This window comes from Streptomyces sp. NPDC029466, from assembly GCF_055574515.1.
In genome coordinates this window covers 80503-96932 of sequence record NZ_JBVHZH010000039.1, presented here as the reverse complement: position 1 = coordinate 96932, position 16430 = coordinate 80503, and the positions used below count along the sequence as shown (strand labels likewise).

The 16430-nt window shown below is 69.9% G+C and carries 14 protein-coding genes; 8 read left to right on the top strand and 6 right to left on the bottom strand.

Annotation, left to right across the window (positions count from 1 at the left end; genetic code table 11):
- Window positions 1-165 precede the first annotated feature (165 nt).
- On the bottom strand, window positions 166-882 hold the full coding sequence (trhA, locus tag ACZ4XD_RS27035) for a PAQR family membrane homeostasis protein TrhA (protein WP_468046235.1): 717 nt from the start codon (window positions 880-882) through the stop codon (window positions 166-168).
- Between the two features lie 239 nt (window positions 883-1121).
- On the opposite strand from trhA, the gene ACZ4XD_RS27030 reads away from it, so the two are divergent.
- Window positions 1122-2942, top strand: coding sequence for a phosphoenolpyruvate carboxykinase (GTP) (locus ACZ4XD_RS27030; RefSeq protein WP_042147944.1), 1821 nt, complete (start codon window positions 1122-1124; stop codon window positions 2940-2942).
- 130 nt (window positions 2943-3072) lie between these two features.
- Here ACZ4XD_RS27030 and ACZ4XD_RS27025 read toward each other — a convergent pair whose 3' ends face one another.
- Window positions 3073-3522, bottom strand: coding sequence for an SCO4983 family protein (locus ACZ4XD_RS27025; RefSeq protein ID WP_468046233.1), 450 nt, complete (start codon window positions 3520-3522; stop codon window positions 3073-3075).
- Between the two features lie 85 nt (window positions 3523-3607).
- On the bottom strand, window positions 3608-4819 hold the full coding sequence (locus ACZ4XD_RS27020) for a pyridoxal phosphate-dependent aminotransferase (RefSeq protein WP_468046231.1): 1212 nt from the start codon (window positions 4817-4819) through the stop codon (window positions 3608-3610).
- 154 nt (window positions 4820-4973) lie between these two features.
- Between ACZ4XD_RS27020 and ACZ4XD_RS27015 the strand changes: the two genes are divergently transcribed.
- On the top strand, window positions 4974-5297 hold the full coding sequence (locus tag ACZ4XD_RS27015; protein ID WP_468046229.1) for a hypothetical protein: 324 nt from the start codon (window positions 4974-4976) through the stop codon (window positions 5295-5297).
- Between the two features lie 140 nt (window positions 5298-5437).
- Here ACZ4XD_RS27015 and ACZ4XD_RS27010 read toward each other — a convergent pair whose 3' ends face one another.
- Window positions 5438-7072, bottom strand: coding sequence for an N-acyl-D-amino-acid deacylase family protein (locus tag ACZ4XD_RS27010; protein ID WP_468046227.1), 1635 nt, complete (start codon window positions 7070-7072; stop codon window positions 5438-5440).
- Between the two features lie 213 nt (window positions 7073-7285).
- Window positions 7286-8575, bottom strand: coding sequence for an amino acid deaminase (locus tag ACZ4XD_RS27005; RefSeq protein ID WP_468046225.1), 1290 nt, complete (start codon window positions 8573-8575; stop codon window positions 7286-7288).
- 325 nt (window positions 8576-8900) lie between these two features.
- On the opposite strand from ACZ4XD_RS27005, the gene ACZ4XD_RS27000 reads away from it, so the two are divergent.
- From ACZ4XD_RS27000 to ACZ4XD_RS26980, 5 genes are all read left to right on the top strand, one after another.
- Entirely contained in the window at window positions 8901-9926 is a 1026-nt protein-coding gene (locus ACZ4XD_RS27000) for a sugar kinase (RefSeq protein WP_468046248.1), read from the top strand.
- Between the two features lie 203 nt (window positions 9927-10129).
- A complete protein-coding gene (locus tag ACZ4XD_RS26995) occupies window positions 10130-10909 on the top strand; it encodes an IclR family transcriptional regulator (protein ID WP_042147955.1) in 780 nt (259 codons plus the stop codon).
- Window positions 10910-10914: 5 nt separating this feature from the next.
- Window positions 10915-11325 carry a RidA family protein gene (locus tag ACZ4XD_RS26990; protein WP_042147958.1) on the top strand — a complete coding sequence of 137 codons (411 nt, stop codon included), beginning with the start codon at window positions 10915-10917 and terminating at the stop codon, window positions 11323-11325.
- 171 nt (window positions 11326-11496) lie between these two features.
- The gene (locus tag ACZ4XD_RS26985) at window positions 11497-13041 is read left to right on the top strand and encodes a GntP family permease (RefSeq protein ID WP_468046222.1); all 1545 of its coding nucleotides are present in this window, start codon (window positions 11497-11499) and stop codon (window positions 13039-13041) included.
- A 336-nt stretch (window positions 13042-13377) separates the two neighbouring features.
- The gene (locus tag ACZ4XD_RS26980) at window positions 13378-14601 is read left to right on the top strand and encodes an RICIN domain-containing protein (protein ID WP_468046220.1); all 1224 of its coding nucleotides are present in this window, start codon (window positions 13378-13380) and stop codon (window positions 14599-14601) included.
- A 222-nt stretch (window positions 14602-14823) separates the two neighbouring features.
- Here ACZ4XD_RS26980 and ACZ4XD_RS26975 read toward each other — a convergent pair whose 3' ends face one another.
- Window positions 14824-15312 (bottom strand): ATP-binding protein, encoded by a 489-nt coding sequence (locus ACZ4XD_RS26975; RefSeq protein ID WP_468046219.1) that lies wholly within the window; start codon window positions 15310-15312, stop codon window positions 14824-14826.
- 266 nt (window positions 15313-15578) lie between these two features.
- Between ACZ4XD_RS26975 and ACZ4XD_RS26970 the strand changes: the two genes are divergently transcribed.
- On the top strand, window positions 15579-16430 hold the full coding sequence (locus ACZ4XD_RS26970) for a helix-turn-helix domain-containing protein (RefSeq protein WP_468046217.1): 852 nt from the start codon (window positions 15579-15581) through the stop codon (window positions 16428-16430).

The window sequence follows — 16430 nt, the reverse complement described above, 5'->3', positions numbered from 1 at the left end:
GGGTTTTGCCACGGGGGGGGGGGAGAACGCTTGTGGGGGTGGGGGGGTTGGGGGGGTGTGGTTGTTTTGTGGGGGTTTTTGGGGATGGTTTGCCCCCCCCCCCGCCCCCCCCCCCCCCCCGGGGGCGTGGGGATATCGGGCCGGTCGGCCGCTCGGGCCGGGGCCTCAGGTGTGCGTATAAGCCACCAGGGAGATGCCGACGTAGTGCACGACGAAGGCCGCCAGGGTGAAGGAGTGGAAGACCTCGTGGAAGCCGAACCACCGGGGTGAGGGGTTGGGGCGCTTGAGGCCGTAGATCACGCCGCCGGCGCTGTAGAGCAGCCCGCCGACGATGACGAGGACGAGGACGGCGACGCCGCCGGTGCGCAGGAAGTCGGGGAGGAAGAAGACGGCGGCCCAGCCCATGGCGATGTAGCAGGGGGTGTAGAGCCAGCGTGGGGCGCCGACCCAGAAAACCCGGAAGAGGATTCCGGCCAGGGCGGCCGCCCAGACCGCCCAGAGCAGCGCCTCGCCGCGGGAGCCGGGCATCAGCAGCATCGTCAGCGGCGTATAGGTGCCCGCGATGATCAGAAAGATATTGGCGTGGTCGAGCCGGCGCAGCACGCCGTCGGTCCGCGGGCCCCAATTGCCGCGGTGGTAAAGGGCACTGACCCCGAACAGCAGACATGCGGTCAGGGTGTAAATGGCGCAGGCCAGACGGCCGCGGGGGCTGTCGGCGAGGGCGGTGAGCAGGACGCCGGAGAGGAGGGCGGCGGGGAACATCCCGGCGTGCAGCCAGCCGCGGAGTTTGGGTTTGAGGGGTGCGGCCACGGCGGCGACCGCCGCGATCGCGGGCGGCGCGGAGGGGGACTGGCTCTCGGCGGCGTCGGGCGCGGAAGTCATGGCGCAATGCTACCTACGCAACCGTAAGTTACGGATTGGTGCCGGAGTGGTGACGGTCACGAAAGCGCCCTCTGGACAGAACCCCATAACGGTCGGATGATCAAATGAGTGCCGTCGGCACCGGATGAGCGGTCACGAAGCATCCGGGTCGCAGCCCCCAAGGGGCAAACATCAAAAGAAGCGGATTTTCCCGGCCAAATCGGGCATAAATCCGTCCACACCCTCATCTAGGAGCGATCGTGGCGCGCGACAACGCGGCTCCCCCCGTCCTCACCCGTCATCAAGGACTCATCTCCTGGGTCGACGAGATCGCAGCGATCACCCAGCCCGACCGGGTCGTCTGGTGTGACGGCTCGGAGGCGGAGTACGAGCGTCTGTGCGAGGAGCTCGTCGACAAGGGCACGTTCAAGAAGCTCGACCCGATCAAGCGCCCCAACTCGTACTACGCGGCCTCCGACCCCTCGGACGTGGCGCGGGTCGAGGACCGCACCTTCATCTGCTCCGAGAAGGAGGAGGACGCCGGCCCGACGAACCACTGGAAGAACCCCGCCGAAATGCGCGAGATCTTCGCCGGTGAGCAGGGCATCTTCCGCGGTTCGATGCGCGGCCGGACGATGTACGTGGTCCCGTTCTGCATGGGCCCGCTCGGCTCCCCGCTCTCCGCGATCGGTGTGGAGATCACCGACTCCGCCTATGTCGCGGTCTCGATGCGCACCATGACGCGCATGGGTCAGCCGGTGCTCGACGAGCTCGGCGAGGACGGCTTCTTCGTCAAGGCGGTGCACTCGCTCGGTGCGCCCCTGGCTGAGGGCGAGGCCGATGTGCCGTGGCCGTGCAACTCCACCAAGTACATCTCGCACTTCCCCGAGGACCGGGAGATCTGGTCCTACGGCTCCGGCTACGGCGGCAACGCCCTGCTCGGCAAGAAGTGCTACGCGCTGCGCATCGCCTCCGTCATGGCGCGCGACGAGGGCTGGCTCGCCGAGCACATGCTGATCCTCAAACTCACCCCTCCGCAGGGCGAGTCCAAGTACGTCGCCGCCGCCTTCCCGAGCGCCTGCGGCAAGACCAACCTCGCGATGCTGGAGCCGACGATCTCCGGCTGGACCGTCGAGACCATCGGTGACGACATCGCCTGGATGCGCTTCGGCGAGGACGGCCGCCTCTACGCCATCAACCCCGAGGCCGGCTTCTTCGGTGTCGCGCCCGGCACCGGCGAGCACACCAACGCCAATGCCATGAAGACGATGTGGGGCAACTCCGTCTTCACCAATGTCGCGCTCACCGACGATGGCGATGTCTGGTGGGAGGGCATGACCGAGGAGAAGCCCGCCCATCTGACCGACTGGAAGGGCAACGACTGGACGCCGGAGTCCGAGACCCCGGCCGCCCACCCCAACGCCCGCTTCACCGTCCCGGCCGGCCAGTGCCCGATCATCGCGCCCGAGTGGGAGGACCCCAAGGGCGTGCCGATCTCGGCGATCCTCTTCGGCGGCCGTCGCGCCAGCGCCGTGCCGCTGGTGACCGAGTCGCTGACCTGGCAGCACGGCGTCTTCCTCGGCGCCAACGTCGCCAGCGAGAAGACCGCCGCGGCCGAGGGCAAGGTCGGCGAGCTGCGCCGGGACCCGTTCGCCATGCTGCCGTTCTGCGGCTACAACATGGGCGACTACATGGGGCACTGGGTCAAGGTCGGTGCCGACAAGGACCAGGCCAAGCTGCCGAAGATCTACTACGTCAACTGGTTCCGCAAGGACGACAAGGGCCGCTTCGTGTGGCCGGGCTTCGGCGAGAACGGCCGGGTGCTCAAGTGGATCGTCGAGCGGCTGGAGGGCAAGGCCGAGGGCGTCGAGACCCCCATCGGCGTGCTGCCCACCAAGGAGTCGCTGGACACCACGGGCCTCGACCTCGACGACGCCGACCTCGACTTCCTGCTCACCGTCGACAAGGACGTGTGGCGCGAGGAGGCGGCGCTGATCCCCGAGCACCTCAACACCTTCGGTGACCACACGCCGAAGGAGCTGTGGGACGAGTACCGCGCGCTGGTCCAGCGGCTCGGCTAGTCACCCGTAGCGCACACACCGGCCGGGGCCCGCACAGGACGTGCGGGCCCCGGCTCGTTGCTGTGGGTGAGCTGACGTGGCAGGGACCGGCTGGGCCGGTTGGGTGAGGTGGGCCGGCCAGTGCCCGGCCTCAGGCCGTGGCGAGGTCCCGGCGCGGTGCGGCGTGCGCCGCCAGCCGCTCGGCGGCCAGCTCCCGCGCCGCCGCGTCGTCACGGGTGGTGGCGACCGCCAGGGCGTTCCCGGCGAGGGTGTGGGCGCGCTGCTGGAGGGCCTCGATCCGGGCCGGGGTGCCGCCGTCGGTGGGCTCGGCGCGCAGCGGATAGTGGCCGCCGGTCAGCCGGGCGACCTGCTCGGCGATGCGCTCGGCGGCAGCGGCCAGCTCGGCGGCGGCCGGCCCGGCGTCCTGCGGCGCACCGCCGCCCGTCCGCGTCGCCAGCGCATGCAGCTCATCGGTGACGGTGAGCAGCGCGGTCAGCTGTCCGGCGAGCCGGATGTCCAGCTCCTGCTCGCGCGAGCGGTGCGGGATCTCCGGGGCGGCGGCCATGGTGTGGACCGACTTGGTGCGGATCGGTTCGTACATGGGACGGCCTCCTGAATACGTTCAGGAGACCATCCTAGCTTAGACGCTGTCTAAAGTTGTGGGCCGTACAGAGAATTTCTCCGGGTCAGTACTGTCCGTAGCCGTCGAGGAAGGAGCCGATCCGGGTGACCGCATCCGCCAGATCGTCCTTGCTGGGCAGCGTGACCAGGCGGAAGTGATCGGGCTCCGGCCAGTTGAAGCCGGTGCCGTGCACGATCATGATCTTCTCGGCGCGCAGCAGGTCCAGCACCATCTGCCGGTCGTCCTTGACCTTGTAGACCTTGGGATCCAGCCGCGGGAAGGCGTACAGCGCGCCCTTCGGCTTGACGCAGCTGACGCCGGGGATCTGGGTCAGCAGCTCATACGCCGTGTCGCGCTGCTCCAGCAGCCGGCCGCCGGGCAGCACCAGATCGTTGATCGACTGCCGGCCGCCGAGCGCGGTGGCGACCGCGTGCTGGGCCGGCATATTGGCGCACAGCCGCATATTGGCGAGGATCGTCAGCCCCTCGATGTACGAGGAGGCGTGCGCCTTCGGGCCGCAGACCGCCATCCAGCCGCTGCGGTAGCCCGCCACCCGGTACGACTTGGACAGCCCGTTGAAGGTCAGGGTCAGCAGGTCGGGGGCGAGCGAGGCGAAGGGGGTGTGGGTGACGCCGTCGTAGAGGATCTTGTCGTAGATCTCGTCGGCGCAGACGATCAGGTTGTGCCGGCGGGCGATCTCCGCGATACCGCGCAGCAGCTCGTCGTCGTACACCGCACCCGTGGGATTGTTGGGGTTGATGACGACGATGGCCTTGGTGCGGTCGGTGACCTTGCGCTCGATGTCGGCCAGGTCCGGCATCCAGTCCGCCTGCTCGTCGCAGCGGTAGTGCACGGCGGTGCCGCCGGAGAGCGAGACGGAGGCCGTCCACAGCGGATAGTCCGGGGCCGGGACCAGCACCTCGTCGCCGTCGTCCAGCAGCGCCTGCATCGACATCTGGATCAGCTCGGAGACGCCGTTGCCCAGGTAGATGTCGTCGACGGAGAGGTCGATGCCCTGCGTCTGGTAGTGCTGCATCACCGCGCGGCGGGCGGAGAGCAGGCCCTTGGCGTCCCCGTAGCCGTGCGCCGTGCCGACCGTGCGGAGGATGTCCTCCAGGATCTCGGGCGGGCACTCGAAGCCGAACGCCGCCGGGTTGCCGGTGTTGAGCTTGAGGATGCGGTGACCGGCAGCCTCCAGCCGCATCGCCTCCTCAAGAACCGGGCCACGGATCTCGTAGCAGACGTTGGCGAGCTTCGTTGACTGGATCACCTGCATGTCCGCCACCTTACGGGCGCGTTACGGCGGCCGCCCGGTGTTTTTCCCCACGTTGATCACCGGACGGTGTGGACTTCCTCACGCCCGGTGACGATGCGGGGGCCGCGGATTCCGCGGAGGCCCCCACGGTCGGGGGCGCGCGCCGCTACGCTCCATGCCCGCCTCGGCACCGTTACCCCCGGCCGCACCCACCGCACCGGCCTCGCCCGCTCCCGCCGTCGCCGCGCCCCGCGGCCCGTTCGCGCTGCTCAACGACGAACCGGTGGCCGAGCCCGGCGCGGATCTGCTCGGCGCCGGCCGCGCCGCCCGCCGGCTCGCCGGGCTCCTGGTCGCCTCCCGTGCCGCCACCCCGTTCACCCTCGCCGTCGACGCCGGCTGGGGCATGGCTGCGACCGCTCGGCGCTCGCGCCCAACGGGCTGCTGCGTGATCCGTCGCCGGCGGCCTCGGCGTTCATCCCCACGGGGGCCGAGACGCTGAGCCGACTGGAGCGCCAACTCTCCAGCGGCTTCCCGGAGATAGTGACCGATCAGGGCTTCACCTCTGACGAGCAGCGGACCGGAGATCGAACGGCTGGTCCTGCGCGCGGCCGCGGGAGAACTGCCGCCGCCCGGCTGACCTCAGCCCCGGCCCGGCGCCGTCCGCCGTACCGACCGGCCCGCCAGTACGTCCGTGCGCCGCCCGTCCGCCATCACGAACCGGCCGTCGATCAGGACATGCGGAATGCCGGTGGGCAGCGTGCGCGGGGCGTCGAAAGTGGCCCCGGCGGCGACCGTTTCCGGGTCGAAGAGGACCAGGTCGGCGCGGTAGCCCTCGCGCACCAGGCCGCGGTCGGGGAGCCGCAGCCGGGCGGCCGGACGGCCCGTCAGATGCGCGACGCACTCCTCCAGCGACAGCACGCCCAGCTCGCGGACGTAGGCGCCGAGGTAGCGGGGGAAGGTGCCGTACGCCCGCGGATGCGGCTTGGCGCCCTGGAGGATGCCGTCGCTGCCGCCGGTGTGCACCCGGTGGCGCATGATCCGGCGCACGTTGTCCTCGTGGCCGACGTGCTGGAGGATCGTCGAGCCCAGACGGTCCTCGATCAGCAGCCGGCGGGCGGTCCGCCAGGGCTCCTCGCCGCGCTCGGCGGCGGTGCGGGCCACGGTCTTGCCGACGTGGTCCGCCAGCTCGGGGTGCGACACCCCGGAGATCTCGATGGTGTCCCAGTCGATGGGCACCCCGTGACAGCCGTCGGCGCCCTCCACCTCCATGACCTGCCGGATGCGGGCGGCCGTCGCGTCGTCCCGGAGGCGGGCCAGGATCACCCCGGGTCCGCCCTCGCTCGCCCAGCTCGGCAGCATGGCGACCAGGGTCGTACAGCCGGGCGTGTACGGATAGGTGTCCAGGGTGAGGTCCGCGCCGGCGTCCAGCGCGTCGTCCAGGAGCGCGAGCAGCTCGGGCGCGCGGCCCTCGTTGACGCCGAAGTTCATGGTGGCGTGCGCCAGATGCAGCGCACAGCCGGCCTCGCGGGTGAGCGCCACCATCTCCTCGTACGCCTGGAGGGCACCGGCGCCGTAGGAGCGGTGGTGCGGGCAGTAGTAGCCGCCGTATTGGGCCACCACCCGGCACAGTTCGGTCAGTTCGGCGTCGGAGGCGTACATCCCGGGGGTGTAGGTCAGACCGGAGGACATGCCGACCGCGCCCTGTTCCAGGCCCTCGGCGACCAGCTGCCGCATGTGGTCCAGCTCGTCGGCGGTGGCCGCGCGGTCGTCCCAGCCGAGGGTGAGCATCCGTACCGTGCCCTGCGGGACGAGATAGGCGGCGTTGACGGCGATGCCGTGGCCGTCGAAGCCGTGATCGAGGCGGTCGAGGTAGCCGCCGACGGTGCGCCAGCTGAAGTCGACGGAGTGGTCCCCGGGCGCTCCGCCGTTCCAGCCGGTGATCTGGGCGCGGACCTCGGCGAGGGTGCGGTCGTCGACCGGCGCGTACGACAGGCCGTCCTGGCCGAGGACTTCGAGGGTGACCCCCTGGGCGGCCTTCGCCTCGTGCCCGGGGTCCCGCAGCAGCGCCAGGTCGCTGTGCGCGTGCATATCGATGAAGCCGGGGGAGAGGGCGAGGCCCTGGCCCTCCACCACGCGGGCTGCGCCCGGCCGCGGACCGCCGTCCGACTCGCGGTGGACGGCCGCGATCCGGCCGCCGGACAGGGCGACATCGGCGCGGTAGGACGGACCGCCGGACCCGTCGACGACGCGTACGCCGCGGAACACGGTCTCCATGGCTGGGCCTGCCTCTCTCGGTGCCCCGGAGCGTCGACCGGGGGACGTGCGGTCGCAGGGGCCGGGGCCGGCGGCGCGCACCGCGGGGGATCGGCGCGCACCGCCGGCGTCCGGGGGGCGGGAGCAGAGCTCCGGCCCGGGAAGCCCGCGGGGCCAAGGCCCCGCCGGGCAGGTCCTGGAAGAAGGGCCTGGCAGAAGGTTCTAGAAGAAGTCCTAGAAGAAGGTCCGGATGAAGTCCGTGACCGTGCCGTCCTGTTCGACGAGCGGGATCAGCTGCCACTTGTCGAAGATGGTGCAGGGGTGCGAGAGCCCGAGGGCGACCCAGTCGCCGACCTCCACATCGCCGGCGCGCTCGGTGTCGACCCAAGCGTGTTGGTCGGACAGCTTGGTGACGGTGAGGCCGTCCGCCGGGCGTTCGGTGCCGTCCCGGCCGGACCGGACCACCTGGGCCTGCGGCAGATCCAGGTCGTACGCCGCATCGCGCTTGCCCGCGTTGAGGAACGCCTGCTCGGTCGTGGGGCGGGAGACGACCTGGGCCCACAGCCGGAAGGCGGGGTGCAGGGCGCCCTCCTCGGGGACCCGGTTGAAGGGGGTGAGCCGGCGGTAGTGGGCGTCGTCGTGCGAGACATACGCGCCCGAGCGCAGCAGCTTGAGGACGGGTGCCGACAGCGCGGGGAGGTCCGCGAAGACCTCGGCGACCGCGTCGAACCAGGCGCTGCCACCGGCGCTGACCACGATCTGGTCCAGGTCGGTGAACCGGCCCGCCTTGTCGAACGCCTCGGCCAGCGCGACCAGTCGGCGCAGATAAGCGGTCACCCGCTCCGGGGTGGCCTCGGGCACCTCGCCCTCGTAGCCCGCCACGCCCACCAGGCGCAGGGTGTCCACCCCCGCGATGGCATCGGCGAGTTCGAGGCACTCGGTCTCGGTGCGGACGCCGGTGCGCGCGCCCTCGCCGGCGCACAGCTCGACGACCACATCCACCGGGCGGGTGGCGCCGGCCTCCCGCAGGGTGCGGTCCATCAGCTCGATACCGCGCAGCGAGTCGACGTAGCAGATGAGCTGGAAGCCGGGGTCGTCGGCGAGTTCGGCGGCGAGCCAGCGCAGGGCGGCCGGGTCCACGACCTCGTTGGCCAGGAAGATCTTCTGGATGCCGTAGGCGCGGTAGACGCGGACCTGGTGGGGGACGGCGGCGGTGATGCCCCAGGCGCCGTGCTCCAGCTGCCGGGCGAAGAGCTGCGGCGCCATACAGGTCTTGCCGTGCGGAGCGAAGGCGAGACCGTGCCGGTCGGCGTAGGTCTCCATCAGGGCGAGGTTGTGCTCGACCGACTCGGCGGAGAGGGCGAGGACGGGGGTGGTGAAACCGCCGTCGAAGAGGTTGCGGCGCTCGGCGGCCAGCTCCCCGACGGTGAGCCCTTCGGCGTCGGGCGGGAGCGCCTTGAAGCGGTGATCGACCCGTTCGTCCGCGAGTCCCTTGAGTCCCTGCGCGAGCCGCTCGCCGGCCATGGGGCCTCCTCCAAGTTCCTGTTGCACTCTCTGCAACGCTCATTGCGCATATCGCGTACAGCTGTCTAACATCCGGGCCATCGCCCGGTCAATGGTGAGAAGCATCGTGCAAAACGGGCCGGAACGGGGGCCTGGACACCGCCCCGGACGACACCCGAAACCGCCGTGCCGGGCGACACCTGAACCGCCGCCCCGGCCGCGCCCGGGTGAGCCGTACAGCGAAGGAGCGCATCCGATCGTGACCAGGTCCTCGAACGCCGGCGACAGCCAAGCTCCGGACGGCGCACCCGTTCCGGACGTCGATGTCGTCTGCCTCGGCGAGTCCATGGTCACCTTCCTGCCGCGGCTGCCCGGGCGGCTCGCCGATGTCCCCTCCTTCGACCGCGCCATCGGCGGTGCCGAATCCAACGTCGCCTGCACCCTCGCCCGCACCGGCCACACCACCCGCTGGATCTCCCGGGTCGGCACCGACGGCTTCGGTGACCACCTGCTGGCCGCCATCGGCGACTGCGGCGTCGACGTCCAACACGTCCGCCGCGACCCGCTGCGCCCCACCGGCATCTACTTCCGCACCGCCGGCGACCGCGCCACCGGCACCCACGAAGTCGCCTACTACCGCACCGGTTCCGCCGCCTCCGCCATGACGGCGGACGGCCTGGACCCGGCCGCCGTGTACGCCGGCCGGATCCTGCATCTGTCCGGCATCACGGCGGCGCTGTCCGCGGACTGCCTCGGCCTGCTGCGGGAACTGACCACCCGCCGCCCAGGGCGTCCGCTCCTCTCCTTCGACGTCAACTACCGGCCGGGGCTGTGGCGGGACACCGCGCGGGCACAGGTGCTGCTCGACCTCGCACGCGGTGCGGACCTGGTGTTCGTGGGCGACGACGAGGCCCGGGACGCCTGGGGCCTGCACGGTCCCCGGGCCATCCGCCAGGCGCTGCCGGAACCGCACACCCTGGTCGTCAAGCAGGGCAGGGCGGGAGCCACCGTGTTCCGGCGGACGCGGGAGCCGGGCGGCCGCCGCGACGACGCCACCGGCACCACCACCTTCGTCCCGGCCCTGAACGTCGACCTCGTGGCGGCCACCGGCGCCGGAGACGCCTTCGCCGCCGGCTTCCTCTCCGCCACCCTCCGCGGCCTCCCGGACCGCGCCCGCCTCCGGCACGGCCATCTGTGGGCCGCCGCCGCCCTCACCGTCCCCGGCGATCTCGCCACCCCGCCGAGCCGGCCGTACGCCGACCGACTGGCCGCCCTCGACGACCCGGCCTGGGAGACACTGCACCTCGCTCCCGGCTGGACCGCCGCCGACACATCCGGCCACAGGGCCGACGAGGAGGTACCCACGCAATGAACGAGCCACGTGCGAGAGCCACCGAGAGGTGCGCCCCGGGCGACCGGCGGGCCGGGCGAAGCGAGGTGGCGGCAAGCCGGACCGCTGACCGGGCCGGGCGAAGCGAGGTGGCGGTATGAGCCGGACCGCCGACCGGGCCGGGCGAAGCGAGGTGCCGGCATGAGACGGATCGCCGACCGAGCCGAGGGCGACGAGGTGCCGGCATGAGCCAGACCGTCGACCGGGCGCTGAGCATCCTGCCGCTGCTCGCCGAGGGACCCGCCGACCTGGGCCAGGTCGCCGACCGGCTCGGCGTCCACAAGTCCACGGCCCTCCGGCTGCTGCGCACCCTCCACGAACACGGCTTCGTCTACCGCCAGTCCGACCAGCGCTACCGCCTCGGTGCCCGGCTCTTCGCCCTCGCCCAGCAGGCCGTCGAGAACCTCGACGTACGCGAGATCGCCCACCCCCACCTCGTCGCCCTCAACGAGAAGTGCGGACACACCGTCCACCTCGCGGTCCACGAGGAGAACGAGGTCCTCTACATCGACAAGGTGGAGAGCCGCTACCCGGTCCGGATGTACTCCCGGATCGGCAAACCCGTCGCGATCACGGTCGCCGCGGTCGCCAAGCTGCTCCTCGCCGACCTCCCCGAACCCGAGCGCCGCGCCCTCGCCGAGAAGCTCGACTACCCCCGCTACACGTCCCGTTCGACCCATGACGCCACGGCGTTCCTCGCCGAACTGGCCACGGTCCGCGAACAGGGCTGGGCCACCGACCTCGGTGGCCACGAGGAGTCCATCAACTGCGTCGCGGCCCCCGTACGCGGCGCCGACGGCCGTCTGGTCGCCGCCATGTCGGTCTCCGCGCCGAATGTCGTCGTCAGCGCCGAGGAACTCCTCGGACTGCTCCCGCTGGTCCGCCGCACCGCCGACGCCATCAGCCGGGAGTACTCCGGAACCGCCGTCCCCCCGTCAGCCACCGACCCCGCAGAGGAAGCCTGAACCCCATGACCGAGAAGACCGCGCTCACCCCGGCCACCCACACCACCCCGCCCGCGAAGTTCTCCCACGGCGTCAAGAAGGGCAATATCCTCCAGGTCGCGGGCCAGGTCGGCTTCCTCCCCGCCGTCGAGGGCCAGGCCCCCACCCCGGCCGGCCCCACCCTGCGCGAGCAGACCCTCCAGACCCTCGCCAACGTCAAGGCCATCCTCGAAGAGGGCGGCGCCAGTTGGGACGACGCGATGATGATCCGCGTCTACCTCACCGACGTGGCGCACTTCGCCGAGATGAACGCGATCTACAACGCCTACTTCGAGGAGCAGGGCCTCAAGGAGGCACCCGCCGCCCGCACCACCGTCTACGTCGGTCTGCCCAAGGGGCTGCTCATCGAGATCGACGCCCTCGCCGTCCTGAGCTGAGCCACGCCTGTGCCTTCAGCGAGCCGACCCGTGAGCCGACCCGTGAGCCGACCGCTGTGCCGTTAGTACCTCCGCACCATCCGCCGCACGGCAGGGCACCCCACACCGCCGGGGCGCCCTGCCGCGGTCCCCCCTACCCGGAAAGCCGTTGCCTGCCACGGGAGTTCACCCATGCACCTCGCCGCCACAACCGCAGCCCCGGCCACTCCGCCACCGCCACCACCCCACACCGGTGGACTGCTCGCCCTGATACCGGGCACCGCGGGCCTCCTGACGGTCGCCGCCCTGGGCATCGCCCTGCTCCTCGTACTGATCATCAAGGTCCGGCTCCAGCCGTTCGTCGCGCTGCTGACCGTCTCCATCGCGGTCGGGCTGGCCGCCGGGCTCTCGGTCACCGAACTCTTCGGCACGGTCCAGAAGTCCGACGCCGTCTCGCTGATCGAGACCGGCATGGGCGGCATCCTCGGGCATGTCGCGATCATCATCGGCCTGGGCACCATGCTCGGCGCGATCCTCGAAGTCTCCGGCGGCGCCGAGGTGCTGAGCGCCCGTCTGCTCCGCCTCTTCGGCGAGCGGCGCGAACCCCTCGCCATGGGCCTGACCGGCCTGATCTTCGGCATCCCGGTCTTCTTCGACGTCGGCATCTTCGTCCTCGCCCCGATCGTCTACGCGGCGGCGAAACGCCCCCAAGCACCCGACAAGCTTGGTGCAGAGGGGACCCCCACCGGCAAGTCGATCCTCCTCTACTGCATGCCCCTTCTCGCGGGCCTCTCCATGACGCACGCCTTCCTGCCGCCGCACCCCGGCCCGGTCGCCGCCGCCGGCCTCTTCAAGGTCGACCTGGGCTGGATCATCCTCATGGGCCTCGTCTGCGGCCTCCCGGCGGTGCTCGCCGCCTGGGCCTACGCGGCCTGGATCGGCAGGCGCCTCTTCGTCCCCGTCCCCCAGGACATGGTCGAGGCGGCCGACGAGGCCAAGGCGGCGGTCACCGCCGAAAAGGCCGCCGCCGGCGTCCGGTCAGCGGCCGGTGTCCCGTCACACGAGAAGCCGGTCTCCCTGGCCACCGTCCTCACCATCATCGGCACCCCCCTGCTCCTCATCCTCCTGGCGACCTTCTCCTCCATCGCCCTGGCTCCCTCGCCCGGCCGCTCGGTCGTCGAGTTCTTCGGCCACCCCTTCGTGGCCCTGACGATCGCCCTGCTGCTGTCGTACCACCTGCTGGGCATCCGCCGCGGCTGGTCCCGCACGTCCCTGGGGACCGTCTCCACCGCCTCGCTCAAGCCGGTCGGCAACATCATCCTCGTGGTCGGCGCCGGCGGCGTCTTCGGCGCCGTCCTCAAGGGCAGCGGCGTCGCCACCGCCCTCTCCGACACCTTCCACCACGTCGGCCTCCCGGTCATCGTCCTCGCCTACCTCCTCTCCCTCGTCCTCCGCGTCGCCCAGGGCTCCGCCACGGTCGCCATCGTCACCACGGCCGGCATCGTCGTCCCCCTGATCGAGGGCCAGGGCATGTCACAGGCCCATCTGGCCCTGATCATCATGGCCATCTCGGCAGGCTCGATCTTCGCCTCGCATGTGAACGACGGCGGCTTCTGGATGGTCAGCAAGTACTTCGGCATCTCGGAACGGGACACCCTGAAGTCGTGGACGGTGCTGGAGTCGGTGCTGTCTGTGGTGGGGTTCGGGGTGGCGGCCCTGGTGAGCCTGGTGGTGTAGCGGCCACCGGAATTCGGGTCCGGCAGACCGTGGTGCAGGAGTGCGTCGGTGACGAGCTCGGTGCGCAGGCACCCACAAGGCAGATTGAGCAGGAATCGGCCGAAGTGTACGTCAGGTGACCGATGTTTATTTAGTTACCCAAGTCTACGTTTGGGCCATCCGCGGCAGACCGGAGAAACCGGCCGTCGGCGAGGACCGGCCGTGTGAGGAACACGCGGAGGCTGCCGTGCCCGCCTCGGCCGGCCGAGAGGTCTGTTCCGGACCGCGGGTCGGCCGCAGGGGTCGGCCCGACGAAGAAGGCCTGTCGAAAGAAGGCCCGTCGAAGGAGCTTGCGTCATGATGACCGCTGAACCGAGTCCCCGCCGATCACGTCAACGGGGTACCGCTCTGCTTCTCAGCACCACTCTGGCCGGCTTGGGGATGGCCGCATTCCCGCTCGCCGGAACAGCCCAGGCGGCCGACCCGCAGTGCGACCAGAAAGTTGTCTTCGGGTGTCTGGACCTTTCGCCGACATCGATGAACCCGGACTTGCATGTGGGGTTTCAAGATGACGCACCGGCCAACGGCAGTGGGCTCTACGCACGAAAGGGCAGCGCCGCCGGCACGTGGAGCTTTCGTGGTTACGACGATGGAAGCTTTCAGATGGTGCACAACGGCACCGAAAAGTGTGTCGAGACCGTGCAACCCGATTCGAGTATCGGTCTTCACTTCCCCGAGCTGAGGGACTGTTCGGGCGCAGACACGCAGAAATTCTACGCGCAAAAGGAAGACGATCAAGGTAACTACCGTATCCGGAGCGTGAGCACCGACAAATGTCTGGATGCCACGCGCGCCTATTCTCCGGAACATCGCCCGGAACCTGTGCTGGAGATCTACGGCTGTGTTCCCGAAAGTAGCGGCCAGATATGGAACGTCGCGGGAATGACTCCCGGGCAGCCCAAGCCATCTTCCGTTCTCGACGTCATGGCGACCCGGTACGCCCTGAAGCAGTTCGACAACGCATCCGACGTCATCAAGTCGGCGACCTACGACATCACCGATTCCTCCCAGAAGGTGACCTGGAAGTACGAGCTCGTCTCACAATCCAGCAGTGAGCAGGGGCAGGGCCCGTACTGCGACAACCCGGGTCCCAAGGGAAGCGGCGACCTGACCTGCACCATGAACTGGACGCAGACCCACTCAAAGGAAACCAACTGGTCCAACACCTTCAGCGTCGGCTTTACCGCTGGATTCTCGGGAACCGAGAAGACTCCTGTGACGGCCCAGCTCTCTCTTGGCTACTCCCACACCTGGGGTGGCAGCGTCACCGAGGCCGAGATGTCCGGCAATGGCGTCCTCGTTGTGGTGCCTCCTGGGTACAAGGGATGGCTGGCGCGGAAGGTGCCCTACAAGGCGACGACCGGCGACTGGACGATCACCACGGACATCGGAAGGAGCTGGAAGGGTGCCGGCACGGCCAATCAGGCGATCAACGGGGTCGAGGGCTACTATCCCGAACTTGTGAAGTGCACGGACCAAACCACCGCCGAGGCATGCACCGCCACGCGCAACGGGCAGTAGTGCCGGCCCTCGCCGCACGGACGACCACGTGGCTCTGAGGTCCGCCGGGAAGCAACATCTGCTTCCTGGCGGGCCCTTGGGCTCAAGGGCCGGAAAGCGCTGGTCATCCGGAGTCCGGTAGGGCCGCGAGCAGTTGTGATCTGGGCCGGGCCCTCCGCTCCAGGTCCTCGGCCGACTTGTCTGTGGACGGGGTGCCCGCATGGCGCCGGGCGTGCCGTCAGCTCAAGCCGCCTGACCGTAGGCCCGCGCCCCCGCGCGCGGCAGCACCGCCCACAGCCGCGTTCCGTCGCCGGGCTTCGTCGACTCCCCGAATCCCCACTCACCGTCGCAGGCGTGCATCACACAGGCCAGCAGCAGAAGCAGAGACCGCCGCCTGCCGTCACAGGCTGCCGCGAGACGGCGGTGGGTATGGCGCGGGTGCCCGTCGTAAAGGCTGATGCGCAATGCGTCGTCGCGATAGCGCAGCGAGAGATAGACGCTGTCGGCGGGTGTGAACAGGCAGGCGCAAGCGGCGAGTTCGCCGATCACCTGGACCGCGGCGGCGGTCACGTCGCACAGGCCGTGCGCCTCCAGGATCGTACGGGCGGCCGAGCGTGCGACGGCCGGGCTCGCGAGTGCGGCAGGGAGGGTGAGGCTGTAGGCCAGGTTTTCCGGTACACGGGGTGTGCGGGTGTCGACGGGGTGCGGGCAGACGGTCACGGCTGTGGACATGGCAACTCCCTGTTGCAGAGGGTTGGTTGATGGCACGGCAGCCGGTGGCCTGTCTCCCTGGCGCGAGCCACCCCTCCCAGGGCAGGAGGATGCGGGCAGGCTCGCGCGATGCACTTCCGACTGCGTCGAGCGTAAGCGTTGCGTTACTGACTGTAGAGGCGTCGGGGGTATCGTGTCTATTGAGAGAGGGGTAATTACCCCCCGCTCTGTGGACTCGTGGGGCGCGTCAGCGGCAGACTGTCCCCGACCACGGCAGAAGGGGCTGCATGTCGACCAGGACCACACCAACGGTGCGGCAAAGACGGCTTGGCGCAGAGCTACGCAAGATGCGTCTCGCCGCAGGCGCCACGACCGAGTACGCCGCCGGGTTGTTGGGCGTCGACCGGACGCGGGTTTCCAACATGGAGAGCGGCGTCAGGCCGATCTCCCCCGAGCGTGTGCGCACGCTTGCCTGCAATTACGCGTGTGCCGATGAGCGGTACGTCGAGTCTTTGGTTGCCATGGCTGTGACCGGGGAACGCGGCTGGTGGGAACGGGACCGGGGCACGCTCGCCGCAGGGCTGTTGGATATCGCGGAGCTCGAATGGCATGCCGCTCGCATCAGTACGACGCAGACCGCGCACGTTCCGGGCCTGTTGCAGACCGAGGAGTACGCCCGCGCTGTCTTTGCAGCAGTACTTCCCACACCGACTCGGCTGGAAGTTGAGTTGCGCGTCTCTCATCGCTTGGAGCGCCAGCGAGTCTTCAAGCGGCCCGAGCCGCCCGTATATGTTGCGTACGTCCACGAAGCGGCTCTGCGGATGAGGTTCGGCGGACCAGACGTGATGCACCATCAGCTTGAACACCTATGTCATGCATCAGAGTGCGACGGCATTGACGTGCGCGTACTCCCGGTCGAAGCGGGCGCGTTCCCAGGGGCGGGGCATGCGCTGCTGTATGCCCACGGCGTCGTTCCTCAGCTGGATACCGTGCAGCTGGATTCCGCCCATGGCCCCGAGTTCACGCACGCAGATGCACAGCTTGCGAAGTACCGCGCCCACCTGGGCTGGATGGACGATGCGTCGCTCTCGACCTCAGGTTCGCGGGACTTCATCCGCAAGATCGCACGCTCACTCTAG